Here is a 20,017-nt window from a genome sequence, read left to right as displayed (position 1 = left end):
GAGCAACGCATGGCGACAGCGATCCCGCGCGCCGCGCCCCAGGCCTGGCTGGTCGACAACCTCCTGTGCGCCGCCCTGACCGCGACGGTCTTCAGCCAGTTCGTGGCCCTGGGCGCGACGACGCCATTGCTGGCCGCCAGCGCGGCCACGGTCGAACTCACGCTGGCGCTGATCGTTCTTGCGGCGTCCCTCGGGCGGGTGTCGCCCGGCTACTGGTCCCGCCTCTATCCTGTGGGCCTGGTCCTGCTGGCGGCCCTCGCCTGGCAGGCTTGGCCGCTCTGGCGGGGCGCGATACCCGGCCTGCAGCGCCTGCCCGGCTGGCGCGCGCCGCTGAACCCGGACGCGGCTGGCCTGGAGGCGCTCAAGCTGGCCGGCGCGATCGCCTGCGCCCTTTCCGCCGCGATCCTCGCCCGCTCGCGGGCGCGGGCCATCCGCCTGACCAGCTGGCTGGTGGTGGGCGGCGGGGCCTATGTGATCCTGTCGCTATGGCTCTGGCGCTGGGACCCGCTCTATGTCTGGGGCATAGCCAAGGGCGACCGCACCTGGTCGTTCACCGGCAGCCTGCTCAGCGCCAACGCCGCGGGCGCGGCGTTCGGCATGATCAGCGTCCTGGCCCTGGGCCTCACCCAGTCGATGTCGCGCACCCTGGACCTGCACGCCCCGCGCCTGCGCGAACTCCTGCTGTTCGGCGCGGCCTGCTTCGGCGTGGTGGCCGCCCTGGCCGCCGCCGCCCTGACCGGGTCGCGAACCAGCCTGATCCTCACCGCCTTCATGACCGCGGCCCTGGCCATCGTCGACCTGACCCGGATCCAGGATGGAACGCGATTGCCGCGCCTGATCGGCGCCGCCGTGCTGGGCGTGATCCTGCTGGCCGTGGCGCTGGGGGTCGGCCTCGCCCCCATAGCCGCCAAGGCCGGCGTCATCGAGGAGTTCGGCACGCGCGCCGCAGCCTACCAGGACTACCTGAAGGCCGCCTGGGCGGCGCCATGGTCCGGCTACGGCGCCGGCTCCTTCGCCATGGTCAATGAGGCCATCTTGCCGGGAGCGCGTATGGATGAGCGCTGGAGCTTCACGGCCGCCCACTGCGCGCCCTTGCAGGCCGCGCTGGAGAGCGGGCTGCCGTTTCTCGCGCTGATGGCCGGCGCCATGCTGGCCGGCCTGGCACAGGTGGCGCGGGCCTGGATCGCGCACAGCGCCGCCAGCGCCGTGGGCCTGGCGGCCCTGGCCGCGGGCCTGCTGGCGATCGGCTGCTCGATGGTCGACGTCGCCCTGAACGTCCCCGCGATCGCCGCCTTCTGCGCCCTGGCGCTGGGGCTGGCCTGGGGGTCGGCGGCGGGCATCGACCTGCCGCCGCGCCAGCGCTCGGCGGTGAGCGGGTGGAACCCCTCGGGGGTTGCGGATCCCGCGATCTAACGCGCCATCACGCCGCGGCGCGTCATGCGCTGATCTAGAGCCTGACCGGCGTTCGGGTCGCTGAAGGCCAGTTCGGCCTGTTCGGCCTGGCCCGGATCGACCAGGCTCAGCCGGGCGACCTCGTCCACCGCGCGCTGCCGGCTCGCGGCATCCAGAGCGGCCCAGTTGGCGCCGGCGAACCGCGAGCGCCACAGGGCCAGTTCGCGCACGAACGGGGCCAGGCTGTAGCTGCGCTCCAGAGCCTCGGTCGCGCGACTATGGTGATCGTCGCCCGCCTGCTCGCTTTCGGCGACGGCCAACCAGGCCCAGGCCCGGCCCGACTGGGGCTCCTGCGTCAGCGCACGGCGCAGGTCCTGCCCAGCCCGCGCGGCCAGCTCGTCCCTTTGAGGCCCCGCCGGCGTTCGGCCGGCGATCAGCGCCCGCGCCGCGCCGCCGGCGACCAGGGCGCGCGGCCCGCACCTGTCCGCGCAATCGCGCTCGGCTTCGGCCAGCCGCGCCAGCGCCGTCGTCGGCGCAAGGCCGTCCGCGGCGGCCGAGGCGCCTTCGACCCGGGCGATGCGCCACTGCCGACCAGCTTCGCCGCCGGCCAGCCAGGCCGCGACCGCCAGGAGCAGCGCCAGCGGCGCCGCGGCGAGCCATTGCCTGGCCGCAGCCGTCCCTGCGGGCATCGGCGTCGATCTGACCTGCGGCTCCTGTGGCATGGGTTCGAAACGCTTCGATTTGCGAGGCTTGTCTGTCGGCCCGGGCCATTGCGCGCGTGCGGCGAAGCTCGGTCAAGTCTGGCGGTGGGCGCCGTTTGGGCGCCCGGGGGCCGCCTTCGCGCAAGTCCCGCTACGGCGACGCTCTAAGGTTTTGATTCAGGCGGTTTTTGCTTGTCGGACCGGATTCCCTGAACCTTGAAAACACTCTAGGAAAGAAGCCTACGCTCAAGAGGTGCGGATGCTGCGACGGCTGCTCGACTGGAACCCTGCCCTGCGCGCCCGGGCTCGACGGATATGGCGGCGGTTCAAACGCGGCGGCGAAGCGGAGATGAGGCTGTTGCGCTACCTGGCGCCGGCCGGCGCGGTGGCGGTCGACGTGGGCGCCAATACAGGGGCCTATGTCGCGGCCCTGGTCCGCCTAGGCTGCCAGGTCGTTGCCGTCGAACCCAACCCGACCCACGCCAACGAGCTGGAGCTGATGTTCGGCTCCGAGATCCGGCTTGTGCGGGCGGCGGCCAGCGACCAGACCGGCATGGCGACCCTCAGGGTGCCCCGCGACAGGACCCTGGGCGGCCTCGGCACCATCGAGGCGGCCAACCCCCTGTCGGTCGAGGACTCGGTCGAGGTCGAGGTGCCGCTGATGCGGCTCGATGAGCTGGGGCTGACCAATGTCGCCTTCATCAAGATGGACGTGGAGGGCCATGAGCTGACCGCCCTGCGCGGCGCCGAGCGGCTGATCCGCGAGCAGCGGCCGCGCATCCTGGTCGAGGCCGAAGAGCGCCACCGGGACAACGCCGTCGGCTCGATCCGCGATTTCCTGGAGCCCTTGGGCTACGAGGGCTTCATGCTCTGCGGCGGGCTCCTGACCTCGGTGCGGGCGTTCGACGTCAAGACGCACCAGAACCTGGGCGGCTTCAGCCTGGCCAGCCTTAATCGCGGCGTGGCCTCGCCGGGCTATGTGAACAACTTCATCTTCGTGCCGACCGAGGCCAACCTGCTCGGCCGGGTCGGCTGAACCTGGCTAGAGCCCGGCCACAAAGGCCGCCGCCGCATGGCTGCGCCGACGCTCCTTGTGGCTGAGCAGATCGAACGCCCGCGCCGCCAGCCTGAAGGCGAGCGGCGCCAGCCGACGGGCATGAACCAGGGGCTCCGCCGCCAGCTCCGAAACTGCGGTAAGAAATTCCCCGCTGGCCGCCGCCTCGAGCACGGCCTCGTTTGAGGGCAGCTCCAGCACCACGTTGAGCCTGGCCGGGTCGACGCCTCGCGCGGTCAGGGCGTGCTCGAACTCGGACCGGGTGCCCGAACCGGGCTCGCGCAGCACCCAGCGTGCGCCCAAAAGGGCCGCCGGCTCGAACGCCACGCCGGCCAGGGGATGGGTCGGCGCGCCGTAGAGGGCGATGCGGTCGCCGGCGAGGCGGGTGCGGGTCAGGAAGTGGCTGTCGACCTCGCCCTCGACGAAGCCCAGCTCGCAGGCGCCCTCCAGCACCGCCTGGGCCACCTGGCTGGTGTTGCCGACCATCAGGCTGACCTTGATCCCCGGATGCGCCTCGGCGAACTGGGCCAGGCGCGAGGGCAGCCAGTAGTTGGAGACGGTCTGGCTGGCGCCCAGGGCCACCTGGCCGCGCCTCAGGCCGGCGAGATCGTCCAGGGCCTGGGCGGCGGCGGCGGCCCGCGCCAGGACCTGCCGCGCCTCGGGCAGGAACACCCGGCCGGACTCCGACAGCACCAGGCCCCGCCCGACCCGGTCGAACAACAGCACGCCATAGCGCGCCTCCAGAGCCGCCACCCCGGCGCTGACCGCCGACTGGGTCAGGTTCAGGGCCTGGGCGGCCCTGGTCATGTGCTGTCGCTCGGCCACGGCGACGAAGATGCGCAGCTGCTCCAGGGTCATTGATCGATTTTATCGATCAATATCAAAAAAACAATGCGTTGGATTGTTTGATCGCCACGGCTCAGTTTTGCGCCATGACGATGACCTACCCCCGCCTCGCGTCGCATTCCCGCCCCGCCCCCGACCTGGGCCGCTGGAGCGCGCTCCTGCCTGGCCTCGCCCTCTGCGGCGCGGTCACGGTCGCCGCTTTCGGCCTGCAGGCCCTGGAGATCCGGCTGTTCGGCCGCGCCTGGCTGGAAGCCCTGGTGATCGCCATCCTGCTGGGCGCGGCGGTGCGCACCGCCTGGACGCCGGGCCAGCGCTTCCTCCCGGGCGTCGCCTTCAGCGCCAAGATGCTGCTGGAGGTCGCCGTGGTCCTGCTGGGCGCCACCATCAGCGCCTCGACCATTTTCGGCCAGGGGCCGGCGCTTCTGGTCTCGATCGCTGGCCTGGTCGTGCTGGCCATCTGCGTCAGCTACGGCCTCGGGCGCCTGTTCGGCCTGCCGCACAAGATGGCGACCCTGATCGCCTGCGGGAACTCGATCTGCGGCAACTCCGCCATCGCCGCCGTGGCCCCGGTGATCGGCGCCGAGAGCGAGGACGTGGCCGCCTCCATCGCCTTCACCGCGGTGCTGGGCGTGGTGGTGGTCCTGATCCTGCCCCTGCTGGCCGTGGCCCTGCACATGAGCCCGCGCGGCTTCGGCGTCTTCGCCGGCCTGACGGTCTATGCCGTCCCCCAGGTGCTGGCGGCGACGGCGCCGATCAGCTCCTTCTCGGCCCAGGTCGGCGCGGTGGTGAAGCTGGTGCGCGTCTTGATGCTGGGCCCGGTGGTCCTGGTCCTGTCGCTGCTGCACGGCCAGGAACAGGCGGACGCCACGAAGCGCGGCCCGAACCTGCAGCACCTGGTTCCCTGGTTCATCCTGGGCTTCCTCTTGATGGTCGCCCTGCGCTCGGCCGGCATGCTGCCCGCCCCGGCGGTCAAGGCGGCCGGCGGCCTCGCCACCTGGCTGACCATCCTCTCCATGGCCGCCCTGGGCCTCGGCGTCGACGTGCGCACCGTGGCCAAGGCCGGACCGCGGGTGACCGCGGTGGTCACCCTGTCCCTCATGGCCCTGGGCGCGGTCGCCCTGCTCCTGATCTACAGCCTCAAGCTCGGCTGAACCGCCCGCCCCGCCTGCGCCGCCGCCAGGGCCGTCATGTTGACGATGCCGCGGGCGGTGACGCTGGGGGTCAGGACGTGCAGCGGCTTCGACACGCCCAGGAGCAGCGGCCCGACCAGCAGCCCCTCGGTCGCCGCCGACAACAGGGTCAGGGCGATATTGGCCGCATCCAGGGTCGGCATGATCAAAAGGTTGGCCGACCCCTTCAGCGGGCTCGAGGTGACGAGCCGCCCGCGCAGGGCCTCGCTGAGCGCCGCATCGGCGTGCATCTCCCCATCCACCTCCAGCTCGGGCGAGCGCTCGTGGATCAGCCTCAGCGCCTCGCGCATCTTGCGTGCGGTAGGCGAATTGCTGGCCCCGAAGCTGGAATGCGACAGCAGCGCGGCCTTGGGCGCAAAACCGAAGCCGCGCACGGCCTCGGCCGCCAGGGCGGTCATCTCGGCGATCTGCTCCGGCGTCGGCTCGACATTGACGTGGGTGTCGCAGAAGAACAGCACGCCATTGCGCAGGATCAGGCTGGACAGGGCATAGACCCGCTCCACCCCCTCCGCGCGCGGCACCACCGGCAGCACATAGGTCATGTGCCGCCACCAGTCGCCGGTCCCGCCGCAGAGCGCCGCATCCACCTGGCCGCTCACCAGCAGCATCGAGGCCGCCACGCTCGGCCGGTTGCGCATCCGGCGGGCGGCGGCGTCCGGCGGGGCGCCCCTTCGGTCGCTCAGCCGTTGATATTGCTCGGTCAGGGGATCGAACACCGCGCAGTCGTCGGAAGGATCCAGAATCTCGACGGTCTTCCTTACGTCCAGGCGCAGACCCAATTCCTTGATCTTGGCCTTGATCACGCTGCGCCGACCGATCAGCACCGGCCGCGCCAGCCCCTCGTCCACCACGGTCTGCACCGCGCGCAGCACCCGCTCGTCCTCGCCCTCGGCATAGGCCACGCGCTTGTCGGCCGCGCGCGCCGCATCGAACACGGGGCGCATCAGCTGGCCCGAGCGATAGACGAACCGCTCCAGCTCGCGCTGATAGGCGTCGAAATCCGCGATCGGCCGCCGCGCCACCCCGGACTTCATCGCCGCCTTGGCCACGGCCGGGGCGATGTGCAGGATCAGCCGCGGGTCAAAGGGCTTGGGGATAATGTTCTGGGATCCGAACAAGGCGGACTGGCCGCCATAGGCCTGGGCCACCACCTCGCTGGCCTCGACCCGGGCGAGGGCGGCGATGGCCTCGGCCGCCGCCACCTTCATCGGCTCGTTGATCTCGGTGGCGTCCACGTCCAGCGCCCCGCGGAACACGAACGGGAAGCACAGCACGTTATTGACCTGGTTCGGATAGTCCGACCGCCCCGTCGCGACGATGGCGTCGGGCCGGGTCTCGTGCACCAGCTCGGGCAGGATCTCTGGCTCGGGATTGGCCAGGGCCAGGATCAGCGGCTTTTGCGCCATCAGCGGCAGCCACTGCTGTTTCAGCACGTGCGGCGCCGACAGCCCCAGGAACACGTCGGCCCCGCCCAGCACGTCCGGCAGGGTCCGCGCGTCGGTGGTGCGGGCATAGCGGGCCATGTTCGGCGCCATGGCGTCGCCGCGGTCTTTGTGCACCACCCCCTTGATATCGGTCAGGGTGACGTTCTCCACCGGTAGGCCCATCAGCACCAGCAGGTCGACGCAGGCCAGGGCCGCCGCGCCGGCGCCCGAGGTGACCAGCTTGACCTCCTCCAGCTTCTTGCCCTGCAGGACGAGGCCGTTGCGGATCGCAGCGGCGCAGACGATGGCGGTGCCGTGCTGGTCGTCGTGAAAGACCGGAATGTTCATCCGCTCGCGCAGGCGCTGCTCGATGATGAAGCACTCGGGGGCCTTGATGTCCTCGAGGTTGATGCCGCCGAAGGTCGGCTCCAGCGCCGCCACCACGTCGCAGAACAGGTCCGGATCCTTGGCGTCGACCTCCAAATCGAACACGTCGATGCCGGCGAACTTCTTGAACAGGACCGCCTTGCCCTCCATGACCGGCTTGCCGGCCAAGGGGCCGATTTCGCCGAGGCCCAGGACCGCGGTGCCGTTGGTGATCACCGCCACCAGGTTGCCGCGCGCGGTCATGTCCCGCGCCGCGCCCTCGTCGGCGACGATGGCTTCGCAGGCTGCGGCCACCCCCGGCGAATAGGCCAGCGCCAGGTCGCGCTGTGTGGCCATGCGCTTGGTCGGTTCGACCGACAGCTTTCCGGGCCGCGGCAGGCGGTGGTAGTCGAGCGCGGCTTTGCGGAAATCTTCGTCCATGGTCAGCCCGGTCTCCCCAGTTCGTCGCCCCTCCCTAGCAGGCTTCACCCGCTGTGGACGATGGGGCACAGGCCGTGAACCACAATAACTTGACAGCCGCCTGACGATGGCGCCGGGCGAAGCGGTTCGCTACATCAGCCGATCAAACGTCACACTTGAGAATCAATGCAGCAGGGCGACCTCATACTGGTGACCGGAGCCACGGGCTTCATCGGCTCGGCCGTGGCGCGGAAGCTGAACGCCCGCGGCCTTGCTGTGCGCGTCCTGGCCCGCAGCACGAGCCCCCGTCGAAACCTCGAAGGCCTGGACTGCGAAGTGGTCCAGGGCGACATGACCGACGAGGCCTCGATGACCGCGGCGCTGGACGGCGTGCGCTGGCTGTTCCACGTCGCCGCCGACTATCGCCTCTGGGCGCCCGATCCCAACGACATCATCCAGGCCAACCTCAAGGGGACCGGCTCTGTGATGCGCGCGGCCCTGAAGCAGGGGGTGGAGCGGATCGTCTACACCTCCTCGGTCGCCACCCTGCGCGCGCCCGACGAGCCGATTGCCGTGGACGAGACCGCCCCGTTGGCGCCCGGCGAAGGCATCGGCGCCTACAAGGAGAGCAAGGTCGTCGCCGAGCGGCTGGTGGAGAAGATGGTCGCCGAGCAGGGCCTGCCGGCGGTGATCGTCAACCCCTCGACCCCGATCGGCCCCCGCGACGTCAAGCCCACGCCTACGGGCCGCATCCTGATCGAGGCCGCAACCGGGCGCATCCCGGCCTTCGTCGACACCGGCCTGAACCTCGTCCACGTGGACGACGTGGCCGAGGGGCACCTGCTGGCCATGGACAAGGGCCGCATCGGCGAGCGCTATATCCTGGGCGGCCAGGACGCCTCCCTGCGCCAGATGCTGGCCGACATCGCCGGCCTGGTGGGCCGCAAGGCGCCGACGATCAACCTGCCCCGCGGCCCGCTCTATCCCCTGGCCTATGCCGCCGAGGCCATGGGCCGGATCACCGGCAAGGAGCCGTTCGTCACCGTCGACGCCCTGAAGATGGCCAGCCACCACATGTTCTTCTCCTCCGCCAAGGCCGAGCGCGAGCTGGGCTATGCGGCCCGGCCCTACGTCGAGGCGCTGAAGGACGCCCTGGACTGGTTCCGCGCCGCCGGGATGCTGAAGTGACCCCTGCCCTGGTCATCGCGGCCCTGGCCCTCCTCATCTGGGCCTATCTGCTGGCGGGCCACGGCGGCTTCTGGCTGGCGCGCGAGCGCGACGACCGCGCCGAGCCGCCCGAGCCAGCCGCCTGGCCAAGCGTCGCCGCCGTGGTCCCGGCGCGCAACGAGGCCGACGTGATCGCCCGCTCGGTCGGCGGCCTCCTGGCCCAGGACTATCCGGGCGCCTTCCGCGTGATCCTGGTTGACGACAACAGCGAGGACGGCACCGGCGATGTGGCGCGCAAGGCCGCCGCGGGCCTCGGCGCCGACGAGCGGCTGAAGGTCCTGAACGGCGCACCCTTGCCCGCAGGCTGGACCGGCAAGCTCTGGGCCGTCAGCCAGGGAACCGCCGAAGCCAAGGCCTTCGCCCCCGACTACCTGCTGCTCACCGACGCCGACATCGCCCACAGCCCCGACAACCTCCGCAAGCTCGTCGCCCGCGCCGAGGCCGAGGGCCGCGTCATGGTCTCGCTGATGGCCCGGCTGACCAACGAGACCTGGGCCGAGAAACTGCTGGTCCCCGCCTTCGTGTTCTTCTTCGACATGCTCTACCCGTTCGGCTGGGTGAATAACCCGCGCCACAAGATGGCCGCGGCCGCCGGCGGCTGCATGCTGGTCCGGCGCCGGGCTTTCGAGGCCGCCGGCGGCATCGAATCCATCCGCGGCGAGATCATCGACGACTGCGCCCTCGGCCGGCGAATGAAGGCGCAAGGGCCGATCTGGCTGGGCCTGACCGACCGCGCCGTCTCCCTGCGCCCCTATCAGAGCGTGGCCGAGATCGGCCGCATGGTCTCGCGCTCGGCCTACGCCCAGCTCGGCTATTCGCCCTGGCTGCTGGCCGGGACCATCGCCGGGATGGCCATCGTCTATCTGGCGGCGCCGCTCCTGGCGATCTTCGCCAGCGGCCTCGCCCGCTGGCTGGGCCTCGCAGCCTGGCTGGCCATGGCCCTCTCGTTCCAGCCGATGCTGGCCTTCTATCGCCGCTCGCCGCTCTGGGGGCTTGCCTTGCCCGTGATCGGCGCGCTCTACACCGGCTTCACGCTCCAGTCGGCGATCCAGGTCTGGCAGGGGCGCGGGGGCATGTGGAAGGGGCGCGCCCAGGCCGCCCCAGAAATCCTATGAGCGCGCTTCAATGACCAACGGCGCCGACTTCACCTCCGGCAAGGACCACACCAACGAGAACTTCCCCGTCGGCTCGTTCCTGATCGCCGCGCGCCACCGGCCGGTGGTGATGGCCTTCTACCGCGTCGCCCGCCAGTCGGACGACATCGCCGACCATCCCGGCCTCGCCCCAGTCGACAAGCTGGCGGCCTTGAAGCGCATCGAAGACAGCCTGCTGGGCAAATCGACCGAGGACGCCAACGCCGTCGCCCTGCGCCAGGTCCTGGCCGAACGCGGCCTGACCGACCAGCACGCCCTCGACCTTTTGGAAGCCTTCCGCTGCGACGCGACCAAGCAGCGCTACGCCGATTGGGCCGAGCTGATGGACTATTGCCGCTATTCCGCAGCGCCGGTCGGCCGGTTCATGCTCGACGTGCACGGCGAGGACCGCGCCACCTGGCCGGCCTCCGACGCCCTCTGCGCCGCGCTGCAGGTGATCAACCATCTGCAGGACTGCGCCGAGGACTATCGGGAGATGAACCGCGTCTATGTCCCCCTCGACGCCCTGGCCGAAGCCGGGCTCGGGGTCGAGGCCCTGGCCGAGCCCAAGTCCACCCCCGCCCTGCGGAGCGTGATCGATCGCCTGACCCGCCGCACCGACGGCCTGTTGCAGGTCTCCCGCGCTCTGGCGCCCCAAGTGAAGGACGCCGGTATCGGGCTCGAGGTCGCCGTGATCCAGTCCATCGCCGAGGCCATGACCCGAAAGCTCCTGCGCTGCGATCCCCTGGCCGAACGGGCGAAACTGGACAAGCCACAGCAGGCCGCCGCGGCCCTCAAGGGCGTCGGCGCCTTCGCCCTGATACGGATGGGTCTTGGAAAGGGCGTCAAACTCAGCCAAACCGGCGCGCCATGAGCCTCGCCGCCACCGCCGAACCCGCCGAAACGCCGACCGCCGAGACCCAGGCCTCGGGCAGCTCGTTCTATGCGGCCATGAAGGTCCTGCCCCCGGCCGAGCGGGCGGCCATGTTCGACATCTACGCCTTCTGCCGCCAGGTCGACGACATCGCCGACGAGGCCGGCATCGACAAGGCCGAGCGCCGCCGCCAGCTGGACGCCTGGCGCGCCGACCTCGACGCCCTCTACGCCGGCGGCGAAGCCAGGCTGTCCGCCTTCCTGGCCGAGCCGGTGCGCCGCTTCGGGCTGAAGAAGGACGATTTCCTGGCTGTGATCGACGGCATGCAGATGGATGTCGACGCCGACATCGTCGCGCCCAGCTATGACGTGCTCGACCTCTATTGCGACCGCGTGGCCAGCGCGGTCGGGCGCCTGTCGGTCTGCGTGTTCGGCATGGAGGAGGCGCCGGGTGTCGCCCTGGCCTACGACCTCGGCCGCGCCCTGCAGCTGACCAATATCCTGCGCGACGTCGACGAGGACGCGGAGATCGGCCGCCTCTACATGCCGCTCGAAGCCCTCCAGGCCGCCGGCATCACCGCCCGCGACCCCAAGGCCGTGATCGCCGACTCCAGGCTCGACACCGCCTGCCGCTGGGTCGCCAGCCGCGCCCACGCCCACTACGCCAAGGCCGAGGCGATCATGGCCCAGAAGCCCAAGGGCCGCCTGATCGCCCCCCGGCTGATGGGCGCTGTCTACGGCCAGATCCTCAAGCGCATGGAAGCCGAAGGCTGGTCCGCCCCGCGCCGCCGCGTCAGCCTCTCCAAGCCACATCTCCTCTGGCTGGTCCTGCGCCGCGGGCTGTTCGCGTGAACGCTGGCAAGGTCTGGATCGTCGGCGGAGGCCTTGCGGGCCTGTCTGCAGCAGTCGTCCTGGCCGGCCAGGGCGTCGCCGTCGAGCTGATCGAGGGCGCGGGCCAGGTCGGAGGGCGCTGCCGCTCCTATGTCGATCCGGTCCTCGACATGACCATCGACAACGGCAACCATCTGGTCCTGTCCGGCAATTCGGCGACCTTCGCCTATCTGGGCGCGATCGGCTCGGCCGACCGCATGGCCGGGCCCGAGGTCGCCCGGTTCGACTTCCAAGACGTGCGGACCGGCCAAGCCTGGGTGTTACAGCCCAATGAAGGGCCGCTGGCCTGGTGGGTGATGGCCGAGAGCCGCCGCGTGCCGGGGACCAGGACCGGCGACTATCTGGCCCTGCTCGCCCTGCTGAACCCGGCCGCCGACAAGCGCATCAACCAGGTGATCCCCTGCAAAGGACCGCTGTGGGAGCGCCTGTTGCAGCCTTTCCTGCTGGCGGTGCTGAACACCGATCCCGCCACGGGCTCGGCGGCCCTGGCCGGCGCGGTGATCCGCGAGACCCTGGCCCGGGGCGGGCGCGCCTACCGCCCGCGCATCGCCCAGCCGAGCCTCGCCGCCGCCCTGCTCGATCCGGCTCTGACCTGGCTGGCGGCCAAAAACGTCCCGGTCCGGCTGGGCCAGAGGGTCCGCGCCATCCGCTACGAGGGCGGGCGCGCCGCAGCCCTGTCCCTCCCCGACGGCGAGATCGCCCTCGGCCCGCACGACAGCGTGGTGGTCGCGACCCCGCCCTGGATCAGCCAGACCCTGGTTCCGGACCTGACCGTCCCCGATCGCTTCACCCCCATCGTCAACGCCCACTTCAAGCTCGCCCCGCCCGCCGGCGTCCGGCCGATGGTCGGGGTGATCGGCGGCAAGGCGGAGTGGGTCTTCGCCTTCGAGGACCGCATCTCGGTCACCGTCAGCGGCGCCGAGGCCCTGGTCGATACGGACCGTGAAGCCCTGGCGGAGATGTTCTGGAACGACATCCGCGCCGTCCATGGCCTGGGCAATATGCCCATCCCGCCCTGGCAGATCGTCAAGGAGCGCCGGGCCACCTTCGAGGCCACGCCCGAACAGGACGCCAGGCGCCCGGACGCCAAGACCCGCTGGAACAACCTGATCCTCGCCGGAGACTGGACCCGCACCGGCCTGCCGGCGACCATCGAGGGCGCGATACGCTCAGGCCAGAAAGCCGCCAGGCTGGCGGAGCGAGCCCTCGTCTAAGAAGCGGTCAATTCGGCAGGGCGCAGGAATTGACCAGAAATAAACTCTTCAAAGGCAGCGCTTGCTTGACGCCGGCCTAAGCATCGAATCGGAATTCTTGCGCCGCCTGACCCGATATTCACCCGTTGACAACCGATTTGTTGCAGGATCGGTTCACCAAAGGCCGGTCAACGGCCGCCATGTGATTTCGGTGGGATGTCTTTCATGCTCAAGCTCGTGTCGGTGGGGGTGGTCGCGACCGTCTCGGCCGCGATCGCCGCCCAGGCGGTGATGTCCCTTGACCGGGCCCAGCAGGATGCTGGCCTGAGGCGCGCCGACACGGTCAGCCCGGCTGCGGCCGCCCCGCCCGCCACCAGCGACTTGGCGACGGCGGCTCCCGCCCAGGGCTCCGCCGCCTCGGTGCTCAAGTCCGCCGACGGCCACTACTGGGCCGAAGCCTCGGTCAACGGCAGCGAGGTGCGCTTCCTGGTCGACACCGGCGCCAGCGCCGTGGCCCTGACCCAGACCGACGCCCAGCGCCTCGGCATCACCCCGGCGCCCGAGGCCTATACCCTGTCGGTCACCACCGCCAACGGCCAGACCCGCGCCGCCCCGGTCAAGCTGGCCAGCGTTTCGGTCGGCGGGGCCCAGGTGCAGGACGTGGACGCCCTGGTGATCGAGAACGGCCTGCAGACCTCGCTGCTCGGCATGACCTATCTCGGCCGCCTGTCGCAGTTCGAAGCCACCAAGAGCTCGCTGATCCTGCGCCCCTAAACGGGCTCGGTCCGCAAAGCCCTGGCCGCCTCCGCCTCGCGGATCGCGTCCAGCGCCCGCTCGATCACGCCGACGTCTGCGCCCGCCTTGGCGCCTTCGACAGTCAGGATGCGCCGCCAGGCCCGCGCCCCGGGACGGCCATGGAACAGGCCAAGCATGTGCCGGGTCATCGCCGCCAGATGCGTTCCCTTGGCCAGCTGGCGCCGCACATAGGGCAGGTAGGCCTCTACCGACTGGACCGGCGAAACCTCGCCCGCCTCGCCGAAGATCTCCCGGTCCACCCGACCCAGCAGCGCCGGCTCGTGATAGGCCGCCCGGCCCAACATGACGCCGTCAACGTGCTCCAGGTGCGCCTTCGCCTCATCCAGCGTCATGATCCCGCCGTTGAGCACGATGGTCAGGTCCGGCCGTTCGCGCTTCAGCCGGTAGACCAGGGGATAGTCCAGCGGCGGAATCTCGCGGTTCTCCTTGGGCGACAGCCCCTTCAGCCAGGCCTTGCGCGCATGCACGGCGAAACGGGTCACGCCCGCCTGGGCGCACAACTCCACAAGCCGGAACAGGCTCTTCTCGGGCGCCTGGTCGTCGACGCCGATGCGGCACTTCACCGTGGCCGGGACCTCCACCGCCGCCCGGATCGCCGTCATGCACTCGGCCACCAGTTCCGGCTCGCGCATCAGGCAGGCCCCGAAGCGCCCGCTCTGCACCCGGTCCGAGGGGCAGCCGACATTGAGATTGATCTCGTCATAGCCGAGATCGGCCCCGATCCGCGCCGCCTCGGCCAGGTCCTTGGGGTCCGAACCGCCCAGCTGCAGCGCCACCGGATGCTCGCAGGGATCGAAGCCCAACAGCCGCTCGCGATCGCCATGCAGCACCGCGCCGGTGGTGACCATCTCCGTATAGACCAGGGTCCGCCGGCTCAACGTGCGGTGAAACGCCCGGCAATGCCGGTCGGTCCAGTCCATGAGGGGGGCGATGCTGAATCGATATGATGGATACTGCTGCATTTTTACCGTGACTCAACGGGTTGGCGCGTTGAGAACCTTCGCCACTCGACGCTGTAGTGCGCCGTTCACCGCTCCTCTACGACGGATCGCTGCGCACAGCACGCACACAAAAAGCGGCCACCTTCACCGAGCTCAAGTCAGGGTCCTGGCGCGTGCAGGTCCGCCGCAAGGGCCGCTATACAGGCGAGATCTTTCTTCGGCGTGAGGACGCTCGCAAATGGGCGCTCGGCGATATGAAGGAGGTAGCCAAAGCGCATTGGCGATCAAAGGGCGCCATTCTGAGGAAGCTTGAGCGCGGCGCTCTCGACCTTGCTCAGCTCGATTGAGAGCGAATGGTGAAGTCTGGCCGGCGACGGCCTGCCATTTCAATGGAACAATTCGCGGCCGACGGCCTTTCCTCACTGACAACCATGTTGCGGTGCGAAATCCTTGATCTCCTTCTGATCGGACGCCGCGAACGTCCCGGACGCTAATTGTGAATGGTCCCGTCCCGACCGGTATCGCGGCGCAAGCCAAGGCCAATCCATGTGCAGGCAAATGGGCTCCTCGCTCCGCCTCTCATGCTTTTGCCGGCGAAGCGCTTGGCGGCGGCGGCGAAGCTTCTTCTCACCCCCTCAGCCAGCGTGTTCGAGTTGCTGGAACCGGCGATCAAATGATCCGCTTGGCCGCCAGGATGAGACGCCAAGCTGAATCGAACACGCCCCGATCCAGGGCGGCGACCCGCCCATCCCGGAGCAAACGATGAAAGCTGTCGCCATTCTGGGTGGGGTCGCCGCGCTGACGCTGCTGGGCGCAGGCGTCGCGTACGCCAATTGGGATAGCGCCGTCCCCCTGGTGGCCATGGGCATAAATTATGTGCGCTACCTGTCAGCGCCCGCCGGAACCCTGACCACGGAATTGGCAAGCGGCCCGCAGGGCGCAATGCCGGTGCTCTCAAAAGCGCCCAAAGCGACGCTTTTGGCCCCCGACCAGACGCCCGGCGCCACGGCAGACGACTGGCCAAGCTATAATAAGACGTTGACTTCGAACAGATTTGCTACGCTCGACCAGATCAACACGTCCAACGTACGCAGCCTGCGCGTCCTGTGCACCTACGACACAGGCCAATATACCGGCTTCACGTCCGGGCTCCTTGAGGTGGACGGCGCGCTGATCGCGGTGACCGAATACGACATCTTCTCGATCGACCCGTCTAATTGCCGACAGAATTGGCGCACCCACGAGCACTACAAGCCCGCGTCCCCCCAAGGGGTCAACCGCGGTGCGGCCTACATGGACGGTCGACTGTTTCGCGGCACGCAGGACGGCCGGGTGCTCGCCTACGACTTTCATACAGGGCAGCGACTATGGGCGACCACGATCGCAGATCCCACCAAGGGCGAGTCCGCGCCCGCAGCGCCGATCGCCTGGAATGGCCTGGTGTTCATTGGCAACGCTGGCGGGGACGTCAAGGGCGTGAAAGGCCGGATGTACGCGCTCGACGCCAAGACCGGCAAAATCGTCTGGGAATTCTATCTGGTGCCGAAATCGCCTGGCGATCTGGAGCGCGGGCCAGAGGCCGCCACGCCGCTCGACGCCTCCACCTGGCAGAACGCGGCGAGCGCGCCCATCACCGGCGGGGCGACCTGGACCTCCTATACCCTCGATCCGACCACGGGGCTCCTCTACGTCCCTGGCGGCAACCCCGCCCCTGATTTCGCCACCGGGCCCCGCAAGGGGCCGAACCTCTATTCGGGCTCGGTGGTCGTCCTGGACGCCAGGACCGGGACTTACAAAGGGCACGTCAAGATCGTGCCCGTGGACTGGCATGACTGGGACGTCTCCAGCGCGCCGGCGCTCATCCAGGCCGCCAGCGGCCGGAAAATCCTGTCCGTCGCGCCCAAGGACGGACACCTCTACGGCTTCGACCTGGCCACCAACGCTTTGCTCTATCGTAGTCCGGTGACCCGTGTGGAGAATCCGGATGAAACCTTCTCCTCCCAAAAGGCGGTGCATTTCTGTCCCGGGTCCGTGGGCGGCGCGGAGTGGAACGGCCCAGCCTACGACCCACAGACCAATCTCATCGTTACGGGGGAAGTCGATTGGTGCACGACCGTAAAGCTCGAAACGCCCGCCCAAATCCAGAAGACGAAGGCTGGAACGCCCTGGTCGGGTGAGAACTCCCTCAACCCGTTCGACACCTGGGGCAAGCAGGATCCATTCGGCCATTGGGGCGGCTGGCTCTATGCGAATGACGCCGATACGGGCGCCTGGAAATGGCGCGTTAGGACCAACTATCCCATCCAGAGCGGCGTGACGCCCACCGCCGGCGGGGTGGTGTTCTTTGGAGACATGGGCGGGAACTTCTACGCCGTCGACGCCAGCAACGGCCAGAAACTTTGGGGCCAGAAGATCGGCGGCGCCGTGGGCGGCGGCGTCATTACCTATGCCGCCAATGGAGCCCAGAAAGTCGCGGTGGCGACCGGCCTCACCGAAATCCTGTGGCCGACGCAGATAACCACAGCGAAGGTGTCCATCCTCGGCTTGGACGCCCGATCACAATAGAGCTCTGATGGTCGATAACAGGGAGCCGCGACTGCGCCTGGCGAACGGCGGATTGGCGCGCCGCCGCCGGCGGAGAAAGCTCCCCCAGCAGATCTCCGGCCCCCGGGCGGAGATCAGGCCGAGGGGTCTCGCTCGCTTAAAAACCCGCCCAATTTTCGCGCGGCGCTCTTGGTCAGCTCTGCGCCTGCGCAAACCTCGAGAAGTGCGACGCCATCGATCACGGCCAATACCGCCGCAGCGAGCGCACGCCGAGAGTCCGGATCGCTCGTCTCGCCCGGCGCCAGCCGTCCCTCGATCCACTGCATGAAACCAGCGGCGATCCGCTGCGCGATCTCAACGAAGGGCGCTTCCCGGCGCGCAGCTGCGGCCACCACCTCGATCCACAGGCGCATATACCGACGCAGATCCTCGCTCGTCGTAAGGTCGGTCGCAACGGCGATGAGCCTTGCCGCCGACATCGTGGTTCCTTCCGGGACCGCCACGGCGAGCTGAACGGCGAGTTGGGACGCTATGCGCTCCATGGCCGCCGCGAGAGCGTCGGACTTGTCGTCGAAATAGTACAACAGCATGCGGTCGCTGACGCCGACTGCGGCCGCCAATTGGCGCAGGCTCGACTGCGCCAGGCCGCTGCGCAGCAGGTGGGCCGCCAAGTGATCAACGGCCATGGCGCGCTGTTCGTCACGAGCAATCATGATACCCCTTGTAGCAGTCGCTACATTCCCGTAGTGTAGCGACTGCTACATGGAGACGGCAAATGGAACATGATCTCTACCAGACGCTTCCTCTCGTCGCCCTCGCAGGCTTTGTCGCAACCGGGCTTTTTATCGCTGTGCGGCCATCAGCGACGAAGGCGAAGGGCCTCTGGCTTGTGCCGGCTGCGCTTGCGAGCCTGTTCCTGGCATGGTCGCTCTATGTCGTCTCAAAGGAGGGACTTCTCGCCTTCTGGCCCGAACACACGCGAAACGCCTGGGGCAACCAGATATGGTTTGACCTTCTGTTGAGTGCCGGCAGTGCGTTCTCGCTGCTCGCCCCGAGGGCGCGCGCGGCGGGCATGCGGCCAGTCCCCTGGTTCATCTTCATCGTCTGCACCGGCTCCATCGGCCTGCTCGCGATGCTCGCGCGCTACATGTTCGTGGCGGAACGCGAAGAAGGCTCCGCCCCGGCTCCGCTCTCGCGTGGAGTGCAAGGATGACCGCCTTCCGCGCGCTCCCCTCCCCACGCCGGTTCCCGCTCGAGCGGTCACAACCAATAACAGCCGCCCTTCCCTAGCACCCCTTCAATGCCTGCAACGCAGACGCGAGCTCGCCTCTAGGCCGCCCTGGCGGGATATCGTCTTTTGCGACTCTGCGGTCATCGCGCTCCCCCCTCGACACGCGCCTCGAAACTGATCAATGATAACCTAAATTGATCTCGATCAGGGTCGCCGCTTCCAGCGTGCGGCCTACTGGCCGCAAGAGGAAACTAGGAAGGCCCCCATGGACCAGACGACGCTTGAGCGCCCCGCCGCCCAGAAGACCGAACATTTCGATGTCCTGATCGTGGGCGCCGGGATTTCCGGCGTCGGCGGCGCCTATCACCTGCAGCAGCAATGCCCAGGGACCAGCTTCGTCGTCCTCGAGCGCCAGGAAAACTTCGGCGGCACCTGGCTGACCCACACCTATCCGGGCATCCGCTCGGACAGCGACCTCTACACCTTCGGCTACCGCTTCAAGCCCTGGGTGGGCAATCCGATCGCCACCGCCGACGAGATTCTCCGCTACATGGGCGAGGTGATCGAGGAGAACGACATCGCCCGCCACATCCGCTACGGGCACAAGATCCTCAAAGCCAACTGGTCCAGCCGCGACAATCTCTGGACCATCGAGGCCCGGCGCGAGGCCGACGGCGAGACGGTCCGCTTCACCGCCAATTTCCTCTGGATGTGCCAGGGCTACTACCGGCACGAGGAAGGCTACACCCCGCGCTGGGAGGGCATGGAGGACTATAAGGGCAAGATCGTGCACCCGCAGACCTGGCCCAAGGACCTCGACTACAAGGGCAAGAAGGTCATCATCATCGGCTCGGGCGCCACCGCCGCGACCCTGGCCCCGGCCATCGCCAACGACTGCGAGCATGTCACGGTGCTGCAGCGCTCGCCCACCTATTTCATCCCCGGGCGCAACGCCAACGAGCTGGCCGACACCCTGCGCGAGCTGAAGATCGACGAGACCTGGATCCACGAGATCGTGCGCCGCAAGATTTTGTTCGACCAGGACGTCTTCACCCAGCGCGCCTTCCATGAGCCGGAAGCGGTCAAGCAGGAGCTGCTCGCCGGGGTCGCCGCCTTCCTGCCGCAGGAGGAGGTGGAGAAGAACTTCACCCCCACCTATCGCCCCTGGCGCCAGCGCATCGCCTTCGTGCCCGACGGCGACATCTTCCAGGGCATCGCCGCCGGCAAGGCCTCGGTGGTCACCGACGAGATCGACCACTTCACCGAAAAGGGCATCAAGCTGAAGTCGGGCAAGGAACTGGAGGCGGACATCGTCATCACCGCCACCGGCTTCAATCTCAACGTCCTCGGCGACATCGCCTTTTCCATCGACGGCGAGCCGCTGAAGTTCCACGACACCATCACCTATCGCGGCATGATGTTCACCGGCGTGCCGAACATGGTCTGGGTGTTCGGCTATTTCCGCGCCAGCTGGACCCTGCGCGCCGACCTGATCGGCGACTTCGTCTGCCGGCTCCTGAACCACATGAAGGAGCGGGGCGCGAAGCGGGTCGAGGTCGCGCTGCGGCCCGAGGACAAGGACATGAAGCTGGGCTCCTGGATCGACCCGGAGAACTTCAACCCCGGCTATCTGATGCGCGGCATGCACCTTCTGCCCCAGCGCGGCGACAAGCCGGAATGGCAGCACACCCAGGACTACTGGGCCGAAAAGGACGTGATTCCCGCCATCGACCTGGACGGCGGCGAGTTCAAGTACAGCTGAGGCTCCGCCGATC

Annotated in this window: 18 protein-coding genes; 13 read left to right on the top strand and 5 right to left on the bottom strand. The window is 68.8% G+C overall.

The features are described 5' to 3' along the window. The first annotated feature begins 9 nt into the window (after nucleotides 1-9). The gene (locus KCG34_RS23200; RefSeq protein ID WP_211937964.1) at nucleotides 10-1,413 is read left to right on the top strand and encodes an O-antigen ligase family protein; all 1,404 of its coding nucleotides are present in this window, start codon (nucleotides 10-12) and stop codon (nucleotides 1,411-1,413) included. Here the strand turns inward: KCG34_RS23200 and KCG34_RS23195 are convergent. Continuing rightward, nucleotides 1,410-2,081 (bottom strand): hypothetical protein, encoded by a 672-nt coding sequence (locus KCG34_RS23195; protein WP_211937963.1) that lies wholly within the window; start codon nucleotides 2,079-2,081, stop codon nucleotides 1,410-1,412. The two genes, KCG34_RS23200 and KCG34_RS23195, sit on opposite strands and share 4 nt — an antisense overlap. Before the next feature lie 271 nt (nucleotides 2,082-2,352). Between KCG34_RS23195 and KCG34_RS23190 the strand changes: the two genes are divergently transcribed. Then, nucleotides 2,353-3,129, top strand: a complete 777-nt coding sequence (locus KCG34_RS23190) for an FkbM family methyltransferase (protein ID WP_211937962.1) — start codon at nucleotides 2,353-2,355, stop codon at nucleotides 3,127-3,129. A gap of 6 nt (nucleotides 3,130-3,135) precedes the next feature. Here KCG34_RS23190 and KCG34_RS23185 read toward each other — a convergent pair whose 3' ends face one another. Then, entirely contained in the window at nucleotides 3,136-4,005 is an 870-nt protein-coding gene (locus KCG34_RS23185) for a LysR family transcriptional regulator (protein ID WP_211937961.1), read from the bottom strand. An 80-nt stretch (nucleotides 4,006-4,085) separates the two neighbouring features. On the opposite strand from KCG34_RS23185, the gene KCG34_RS23180 reads away from it, so the two are divergent. Continuing rightward, on the top strand, nucleotides 4,086-5,144 hold the full coding sequence (locus tag KCG34_RS23180; RefSeq protein WP_211937960.1) for a YeiH family protein: 1,059 nt from the start codon (nucleotides 4,086-4,088) through the stop codon (nucleotides 5,142-5,144). Here the strand turns inward: KCG34_RS23180 and KCG34_RS23175 are convergent. After that, the gene (locus tag KCG34_RS23175; protein WP_211937959.1) at nucleotides 5,123-7,414 is read right to left on the bottom strand and encodes an NADP-dependent malic enzyme; all 2,292 of its coding nucleotides are present in this window, start codon (nucleotides 7,412-7,414) and stop codon (nucleotides 5,123-5,125) included. The genes KCG34_RS23180 and KCG34_RS23175 overlap by 22 nt on opposite strands. Before the next feature lie 165 nt (nucleotides 7,415-7,579). On the opposite strand from KCG34_RS23175, the gene hpnA reads away from it, so the two are divergent. The 6 genes from hpnA (at nucleotide 7,580) to KCG34_RS23145 (ending at nucleotide 13,484) form a co-directional block, all read left to right on the top strand. Continuing rightward, a complete protein-coding gene (hpnA, locus tag KCG34_RS23170; RefSeq protein WP_211937958.1) occupies nucleotides 7,580-8,581 on the top strand; it encodes a hopanoid-associated sugar epimerase in 1,002 nt (333 codons plus the stop codon). After that, nucleotides 8,578-9,735: a glycosyltransferase gene (locus tag KCG34_RS23165; RefSeq protein ID WP_211937957.1), complete on the top strand. Its 1,158-nt coding sequence runs from the start codon at nucleotides 8,578-8,580 to the stop codon at nucleotides 9,733-9,735. Before hpnA ends, KCG34_RS23165 begins: the two co-directional genes overlap by 4 nt. A gap of 10 nt (nucleotides 9,736-9,745) precedes the next feature. Continuing rightward, the gene (hpnC, locus tag KCG34_RS23160; protein ID WP_211937956.1) at nucleotides 9,746-10,627 is read left to right on the top strand and encodes a squalene synthase HpnC; all 882 of its coding nucleotides are present in this window, start codon (nucleotides 9,746-9,748) and stop codon (nucleotides 10,625-10,627) included. Beyond that, nucleotides 10,624-11,478, top strand: a complete 855-nt coding sequence (gene hpnD / locus KCG34_RS23155) for a presqualene diphosphate synthase HpnD (protein WP_211937955.1) — start codon at nucleotides 10,624-10,626, stop codon at nucleotides 11,476-11,478. The genes hpnC and hpnD overlap by 4 nt, the downstream gene beginning before the upstream one ends. After that, on the top strand, nucleotides 11,475-12,731 hold the full coding sequence (gene hpnE / locus KCG34_RS23150; protein WP_211937954.1) for a hydroxysqualene dehydroxylase HpnE: 1,257 nt from the start codon (nucleotides 11,475-11,477) through the stop codon (nucleotides 12,729-12,731). Before hpnD ends, hpnE begins: the two co-directional genes overlap by 4 nt. Before the next feature lie 204 nt (nucleotides 12,732-12,935). Next, the gene (locus KCG34_RS23145) at nucleotides 12,936-13,484 is read left to right on the top strand and encodes a TIGR02281 family clan AA aspartic protease (RefSeq protein ID WP_211937953.1); all 549 of its coding nucleotides are present in this window, start codon (nucleotides 12,936-12,938) and stop codon (nucleotides 13,482-13,484) included. Here KCG34_RS23145 and dusA read toward each other — a convergent pair. Then, on the bottom strand, nucleotides 13,481-14,446 hold the full coding sequence (dusA, locus tag KCG34_RS23140) for a tRNA dihydrouridine(20/20a) synthase DusA (protein WP_249138128.1): 966 nt from the start codon (nucleotides 14,444-14,446) through the stop codon (nucleotides 13,481-13,483). The genes KCG34_RS23145 and dusA overlap by 4 nt on opposite strands. Nucleotides 14,447-14,544: 98 nt before the next feature. Here dusA and KCG34_RS23135 point away from each other — a divergent pair, with 98 nt between their 5' ends. Both KCG34_RS23135 and KCG34_RS23130 read left to right on the top strand, forming a co-directional pair. Continuing rightward, nucleotides 14,545-14,814 (top strand): hypothetical protein, encoded by a 270-nt coding sequence (locus KCG34_RS23135; protein WP_211937951.1) that lies wholly within the window; start codon nucleotides 14,545-14,547, stop codon nucleotides 14,812-14,814. A 415-nt stretch (nucleotides 14,815-15,229) separates the two neighbouring features. Beyond that, nucleotides 15,230-17,032 (top strand): pyrroloquinoline quinone-dependent dehydrogenase, encoded by a 1,803-nt coding sequence (locus KCG34_RS23130; protein WP_211937950.1) that lies wholly within the window; start codon nucleotides 15,230-15,232, stop codon nucleotides 17,030-17,032. Nucleotides 17,033-17,145: 113 nt separating this feature from the next. Here KCG34_RS23130 and KCG34_RS23125 read toward each other — a convergent pair whose 3' ends face one another. Continuing rightward, complete coding sequence (locus KCG34_RS23125) at nucleotides 17,146-17,724, bottom strand: TetR/AcrR family transcriptional regulator (protein WP_211937949.1); 579 nt, start codon at nucleotides 17,722-17,724, stop codon at nucleotides 17,146-17,148. Nucleotides 17,725-17,786: 62 nt separating this feature from the next. On the opposite strand from KCG34_RS23125, the gene KCG34_RS23120 reads away from it, so the two are divergent. After that, nucleotides 17,787-18,224: a hypothetical protein gene (locus tag KCG34_RS23120; protein ID WP_211937948.1), complete on the top strand. Its 438-nt coding sequence runs from the start codon at nucleotides 17,787-17,789 to the stop codon at nucleotides 18,222-18,224. Nucleotides 18,225-18,507: 283 nt separating this feature from the next. Then, entirely contained in the window at nucleotides 18,508-20,004 is a 1,497-nt protein-coding gene (locus KCG34_RS23115; protein WP_211937947.1) for a flavin-containing monooxygenase, read from the top strand. The last annotated feature ends 13 nt before the right edge of the window (nucleotides 20,005-20,017 follow it).

This window comes from Phenylobacterium montanum (genome assembly GCF_018135625.1).
Lineage (GTDB): Bacteria > Pseudomonadota > Alphaproteobacteria > Caulobacterales > Caulobacteraceae > Poindextera > Poindextera montana.
The sequence above is the reverse complement of the archived record's forward strand: the minus strand, read 5'-3'. Positions and strand labels throughout refer to the sequence as shown.